Here is a 6,879-nt window from a genome sequence, read left to right on the forward strand (position 1 = left end):
ACCAGGCGAACTGGCGGGCGCGGTGGTGCGGTAATGCGCCCGCCAGTTCGCCTGGTTGGTGTACTGGTCGAGCCACACGTACCGCTCGTCGGCGGCGCACAGCGCGCGGACGTAGGCGATCCGCGCGCCGAGGAAGCCGCCGATCGGGTCCGGCTCGGTGATGACGTCGACCCGGCTGCCGAGCGCCTCCATCAGCCCTTTCGCCGCCGGGTTGCAGCGGGCGTCGGTCACGCACAGGAACCGGTAGCCCCGGCTCGCCGCGATCATGCTGAGCGCGACGCCCAGGTTCCCGGACGAGGACTCGACGAGGGTCGAGCCCGGCCCGAGCCGTCCGTCCCGTTCGGCTGCCCGCACCATCTCGGTCGCGGCCTTGAGCTTGATCGAACCGGCGAAGTTGAAGCCCTCGCACTTGAGGAAGAGCCTGTGGCCGACGACCGTGCGCAGGTCGACGTACAGCTCCTCCTCGTTGAAGTCCGTGGGAACGGATATGACTGGCACTGCGGCCCCCCTGGTGGTGCTTGTCGTACCGCTGCGTCGGCCGTCAGCCGTGCCGGCGCAGCTCGTGGAAGAAGTCGTCCACGATCCGCAGGCCGCCCGTCCGGGCGACCTCGGCGTGGACACGACCGCCGACCGCGAGGTCGAGGACCCCGAGGCCGAAGGGCGAGAAGATCACCGGACGGTCCGCCGGCACGGACGCGCGGCCGGTGAGCACGTCGTGGAGCGTTCCATCGAGGAAGTCCCGGCCGCCGGTGAGCTGTTCGGTGAGATGCGGTGAGGTGTTCGCCTTCAGACAGTGCTCGACGTCGTCGACGAAGTTCGCCGAGGCGAGCAGCACCTCGGGCGCCAGGTCGCGCAGCGACACATGCAGCACCAGCGGGTGGTGGGCGAACCACTTGGGCTCGTGCACATGCGGCTCGCCCGCGATCGTCGCGAACACGAGCAGATCACCGGCCCGGATCACGTCCTCGGCGCTGCCGTACGTGACCACCCGCCCGCTCGCGCCGGACCGTTCCAAGTAGCCCCGGAACCCGGCCGCGCCGGCCGCGGACAGGTCGTGCACCCCGACCTCCTCGAAGGACCAGCCGGTCGCGGCGAGGAAGGTGTGGACGTAGCGGGCGATCAGGCCGGTGCCGACGAAGCCGACCCGGACCGGGCGGGGCGCCTCGCGGGCCGCGCTCAGACGGTCGGCCGCGAGCGCCGCCGACGCGGCCGTCCGGGTCGCGCTGATGACCGAGGCCTCCAGACAGGCGAACGGATAGCCGGTGGTGTGGTCGTTGAGGATGAGCACCGCGGAGGCACGGGGCAGGCCGACCGCCGTGTTCTCCGGGAAGCTGGAGATCCACTTCAACCCGTCGACCTGGAACGTTCCCCCCAGCGAGGCGGGTAGCGCGATGATCCGCGAGGACGGGCGGTCCGGGAAACGCAGGAAGTACGACGGCGGGTTGACCGTGTCGCCCGTGTCCCCGGCACCGTGCAGCCGGTACACGGTCTCGACCAGGTCGACGATCTCCCGCTCCCGCCCCCGGAGCGCCTCCCGCACCTGGGCGCCGGAGATCACGGCGAAGCCCGGAGTCCCGGTCATACGTAGCTCACCTCGTCCTTCGTGTCGTGGTCGGAAAGCCGTACGGGGTCCGTGAACCCCACGAGCACCTCGCGCGGCCCCTCGTAGGGCTCGCGGCTGTGGGCGCAGCGGATGTTGTCGACGAGCAGCAGGTCACCGGGGAGCCACGGCGTGCGGACGGTATGGGCCTCGTAGACCGCGTTGAGCGTCTCGACGACGTCCGCGCCGATCGGTTCGCCGTCGCCGTGGCGGGTGTCGAAGGGCAGCCCGTCGTGGCCGTAGAGGTCGACCAGGTACGCGCGCACCTCGGGGTCCATCGTCCATGCGTTGAGGAAGGCGACCTGGTTGAACCAGCAGCGCCGGCCGGTGACCGGATGCCGCACCACGGCGGGGCGCCGCTGCCGGGTGCGCAGGGAGCCGTCGGGCTGCCAGGCGACGTCGACGCCGCCCGCGCGGCAGTAGTGCTCGACGGCATCCCGGTCGGCGGTGCCGAAGGCCTCCTCGACGGACGCGCCGATCTCGTCGTTGTACGAGCGGGTCAGCAGCCAGCCGTCCCGCTCGAACCGTTCGGCGAGCCCGGTCGGCAGCGCGGCGAGCACGGCCTCCGCGTCGGCGAGGCCCGTGGCCCCGCCCCGGTCGGCGGGCCGGAGGCAGGCGAGGAGGAGCAGCCCCGGGAACTCGCGTGTGTAGCTCGACTCGTGGTGCATGCACATGGGCTGGTCGGGCGGCCAGGGGGTCGAGGAGTACACCCCGTCCGCGTGCCTGCGCCGGGGTGCGAAGGTCTCCCGCTCGCCCAGCAGGGTGCCGCCGCCCAGCTGCCGGAACACGGCCTCGGTCTCGGCCGCGTCCCGCAGCCCGAGGCCCCGCACCAGGACCGCGCCGTGCTCGGCGACGACGGCCCGCAGGGCGTCCCGGTGCCCGGCGGCCCAGCGGGGCGCGGGGACGGCGGGGGAGACCGGCAGCAGCGCGGGCCTGCCGGGGGAGAGGTCCACCGCCGGGAGCGGCTGCGGAACCGGCGGTGTCTCCGGGGCGGTGCGGCGGCGGCCCGGTGCGCCGCGGCGGCTCAGGAAGCTCATGACGACGCCCTCCCGTCGAGGTCGGCGGCGGCCCGTGCGGCCGTCCGTGTGTCGATCAGGGCGGCGAGGTCCGCGAGGACGGGATGGCGGACCACGTCCTTGAGGGACACCGCCCGGTCCAGGGCGACGGCGAGCTTCACCGCCGACAGGGAGGTGCCGCCCCGGTCGAAGAAGTGGTCGTCGCGGCCGATCAGGGCCCTCGGCACGCCCAGCACGTCGGCCCACGCGAGGGCCAGCCGCTCCTCGGTCGCCGTGACCGTCATCGCCGCGGGCCCGCCGTCCGTGGTGTCGACGCCCTCGGCCAGTTCGGTGAGCGCCCGCCGGTCGGTCTTGCCGTTGGCGGTCAGCGGCAGGCTCGCGCGCCAGTGGAACACCGACGGCACCATGTACGCCGGCAGCGAGGCCGCCAGCCGCTCCCGCAGCACCTCGCCCGCCAGCGGCCGGCCGGAGTGGAAGGCCACCAGCCGGGTGCCCCCGACGACCACGACCGCGCCGTCGCGTACGCCGTCGACCCGCAGCAGCGCGTTCTCCACCTCGCCGATCTCGACGCGGAAGCCCCGCACCTTGACCTGGGTGTCCCGGCGGCCGAGGAACTCCAGCTTGCCGTCGGGCCGCCACCGCCCGTGGTCGCCGCTGCGGTAGAGCCGCTCACCCGGCCGGTACGGGTCGGTGGTGAAGGCCCGCCGGGTCCGTTCGGGATCGTTGACGTACCCCCGCCCGACGCAGATCCCGGAGAAGACGATCTCCCCCGGGGCGCCCAGCGGCACGAGGGAGAGGTGCTCGTCCACGACGTACACGCGGACGTTGCCGACGGGGCGGCCGAGCGGCACCCGGTCGCCCTCCGGTGCCCGGTGCATCACCTCGTGGTTGGTGTCGTCCGAGGTCTCGGTGAGCCCGTAGGCGTTGACCAGCGGAATGCCGGGCCCGGTCGCGAACCAGCGTTCGGCCAGCTCCTTCTTCAGCGCCTCCCCGGTGACGGACACCCGGCGCAGTTCGGGCAGCGGGCGCGGGCGCTGCTCCAGATGGGCGAGGACGGCTTCGAGGTACGACGGCACGACCTGGAGCACGTTCACCTGGCCGGCCGCGATCCGGTCGACGAACCGTGCGACGTCGAGGATCTCCTCCTGCTCCACCAGCAGGGTCCGCCCGCCGGCCAGGGGCGCGGCCAGCAGCTGCCACAGGGAGATGTCGAAGCACTGGGGCGCGGTCTGCGCGACGACGTCGCCCTCGCCGATCCCCAGGTCGTCGAGCTTGGCGTGGAGGTGGTTCACCAGCCCGGCGTGCTCGCACATCGCGCCCTTGGGCTCGCCCGTGGAACCGGAGGTGAAGTAGATGTACGCGAGCCGGTCCGGGGTGATCTCCATGCCGAGGTCGGAGTCGGGGTGCGCCTCGTCGTACGCGTCCTCCACGAGCAGTTTCTGCGTGTCGGGCAGCGCGGTCAGGGCCGCGTCGAGGGTCGCGGTGCTGCCCCGCTCGGTGAGCACCAGCTCGCAGCGGGCCCGGGTGAGCGTCCGGGCGACGCGCTCGGCGGGGAAGTGCGGCTCGACGGGGAGGTAGACGCCCCCGGCCTTGAGGACGGCGAGGACGGCGGCCATCCAGTCGAGGTTCCGCTCGGTGACCACCGCGACCACCCCCTCATGGCCGAGTCCGCGCACCAGCAGGGCCCGACTGAGCTGGTTCGCGCGGGAGTTGAGCTCCCGGTAGGTCCAGCGGCGGTCGCCGTGGACGGCCGCGACGGCGTCGGGGTGCGCCACGACCCGCTGCTCGAACAGCTCGTGCGCCCGACGGTCGGGCAGTTCGCGGTGCGGCCCGGCGAGGCCGTCGAGCTGGAGGCGGACCTCGTCGTCCGACAGCAGGCTCTGCCGCGCGTGGTCGGCGCCCGGTTCCACCGCGAGCCCGGCGAGCGCGGTGACGTGGTAGCCGGCGATCCGGGCGGCGGCGCCCTCGTCCAGGACGTCGGTGCGGTACCGCAGCCGCAGCACGGGCCCGTCCGCGCCCCGCACCGGCGCCACCCGCAGGACCACGTCCCCGTCGAGGTCGCCGTCCGCCCTGGTGGTGTCGAGCACGGTCTCGAACAGCGGTTCCTCCAGGCCGAGTTCGGCGCGCAGGGCGTCCACGGGGAAGCCGGCGTGGGCCGACAGCTGTGCGAGGACGCGCCGGGTGTGCCCCAGCAGGGACCGCCAGGTGTCGCCGGGCGCGGTGCCGATCCGGCAGGGCAGCACCCGGCCGTCCACCACCCAGCCGGTGGTGACCTCCCGCTCGCCGCAGAGCGCGGCGAGCACCTTCGCGTGGGCGGCGAGCAGCGCCGCCGTCCCGTCCGGGCCCGCCAGCATGCCCTCGGGCAACGGCACTTCGTACGTGGCGGTGCCCTTCACGGGATCGCCGCTCCACCTCGGGATCGCGGTCCGCCCTCCGGCGGTCAGCATCCCCTGCCAGAACGTCCGGGCGGTGTCGCCCGCCGTCTTCGACCGGTCCATGTGTCTCCCCCCGATTCACTTCACTGTTCGCGCGAGGCGTCCGTCCGGGAGCGCCCCGTGGTGTCCGGTGCCGCGTACCGCACCGTCTCCGTCGCCGGATTCCCGCCCCAGCGCGCGTACGGCGGCACCTCCTCGCCCTTCATCAGGAAGGAGTCGGGGGCGAGCACGGCCCCCTCGCCGAGCGCCACGCCGTAGTGCACGAACGCCCCGACCTCGAGCGTGCAGCGCGCGCCGATCGTGACGTGGTCCGACTTGAACGTGCCGTCCTCCTGGGAGTGGGCCTGGATCTTGGTGCTCGCGGCGAGCGTGCAGTCGTCCCCGACGGCGGTCAGGGTCCGCTCCGTGATGTACGCCCCGTCGTCGAAGACCCGCCGGCCGATCCGTACCCCCATCAGCCGCCAGACGACGTTCTTGTACGGGGTGCCGTTGAGGACCTGGAGGTGCTTGTCCGGGAGCTTCCACAGCCGCTCCTGCCGCCAGAAGACCGGGTCGTAGATGGAGCACAGCCGTGGCCGCAGCGGCCGGAACCCGGTCAGGCACCGCTCCACCAGCACGTAGTAGGCGACCGTGAACACCAGGCCGGCGAGCGGGGCTGCGGCGAGCGCGAGCAGCCCCGCGGAGCCCTGGTGCCCGTACAGGTCGTAGGCCGCGAAGCCGAGGACGGTGAGCGCGCACAGGTGCAGCCAGCGCAGGACGACGAACAGCGCCATCGAGCGCAGGTTGCAGCGGTTCTTCGCGGCGAGCCTGCGGCGCAGCTCGTCGCCCTCCCGCAGATGGTCGAAGCGGCTGTCGCGCTCCACGGAGCGGGGGATCTCGAAGGGCGGCGAGCCGAGCAGCCCGACCCCTTCGCGGATCTCGCCGTCGAGCGGGACCAGCACCTTGGTCGCCAGCAGACAGTTCTCACCGGTCCGGCCGCCGACCGGGTAGGCGATGGCGTTGCCGAGGAAGTTGTGTCCGCCGATCGACGTCGGGGAGACCCGGAACGACGTGGCGGAGTACTCGGCGTTCATCACCGACAGCCCGTCCGCGACCATGGTGCCGCTGCCGACCCGGGTGAGGAACGGCGTCTCGTGCCGGATCTCGGTGCCGAAGTTCGACCCGGTCTGCTCGACCCGCGACAGGTCGTACCCGAGCGCCTTGAGGTAGGGGACGATGTACGAGCTGTCGCCGCACAGCCATGCGAAGAATGTGATGTTGGTGAGGCCGGCGATCGCGCGGTGCACCGAGTAGTGGAAGCCGTACAGCGGGTACGTCCGGCCCGGCCGGACCAGCGGGCGCAGCAGCCGCGGCACCACGAGCACCGCGAAGGCGCCGGTGACGACGCTGCCGAGGAAGAGCGCGAGGGACAGCGCCACCGCCTCGGCGTAGAAACGGGCCGAGGTGAGGTGCAGCGCCGCCGGGTCGAGCAGGACCTTCAGCGAGGGCATCGCGGCGAGCAGCAGATGGGCGCCGCCGACGGTCAGCGGCACGTACAGCAGGAACACCTGGAGCAGCGTGGCGAGCCCGTATCCGGCACGTCGCGCGGTGCCACAGGGGGCGGGGCCGACCCGGATGTGGTCGACGTCCGTCCGGCGGGCCGGGGAGCCGTGGAAACTCTGCCCCGCGGGGACGGTCTCGCCGGCGCGCAGCGCGGAGGAGTGGCCGAGCTGGGAGCCGTCGCCCATGGCGGTGTCGATGTCGAGCACGGTGTGTTCGCCGACGAACACGTCCCGGCCGAGGGTCACCGGTCCGGTGCGGATCCGCCCGGCGCGGGCCCGGTAGCCCA

General features: G+C 73.2%; 5 protein-coding genes. All 5 read right to left on the minus strand.

The annotated features are described in order from the left end of the window. Window positions 1-498 (minus strand): pyridoxal-phosphate dependent enzyme (locus AOK15_RS38855; RefSeq protein WP_157870505.1); only part of this gene is annotated, 498 nt, incomplete at its 3' end. Between the two features lie 43 nt (window positions 499-541). After that, window positions 542-1,582 (minus strand): 2,3-diaminopropionate biosynthesis protein SbnB, encoded by a 1,041-nt coding sequence (gene sbnB, locus AOK15_RS38860; RefSeq protein WP_055523641.1) that lies wholly within the window; start codon window positions 1,580-1,582, stop codon window positions 542-544. Continuing rightward, window positions 1,579-2,637 (minus strand): TauD/TfdA family dioxygenase, encoded by a 1,059-nt coding sequence (locus AOK15_RS38865; protein WP_055523644.1) that lies wholly within the window; start codon window positions 2,635-2,637, stop codon window positions 1,579-1,581. Before AOK15_RS38865 ends, sbnB begins: the two co-directional genes overlap by 4 nt. Next, window positions 2,634-5,114, minus strand: coding sequence for a non-ribosomal peptide synthetase (locus AOK15_RS38870; protein WP_055523648.1), 2,481 nt, complete (start codon window positions 5,112-5,114; stop codon window positions 2,634-2,636). Before AOK15_RS38870 ends, AOK15_RS38865 begins: the two co-directional genes overlap by 4 nt. Window positions 5,115-5,134: 20 nt before the next feature. After that, on the minus strand, window positions 5,135-6,879 hold a 1,745-nt coding region (locus AOK15_RS38875; protein ID WP_079058943.1), incomplete at its 5' end, for a Pls/PosA family non-ribosomal peptide synthetase.

This window comes from Streptomyces ossamyceticus (assembly GCF_001418475.1).
Lineage (GTDB): Bacteria > Actinomycetota > Actinomycetes > Streptomycetales > Streptomycetaceae > Streptomyces > Streptomyces ossamyceticus.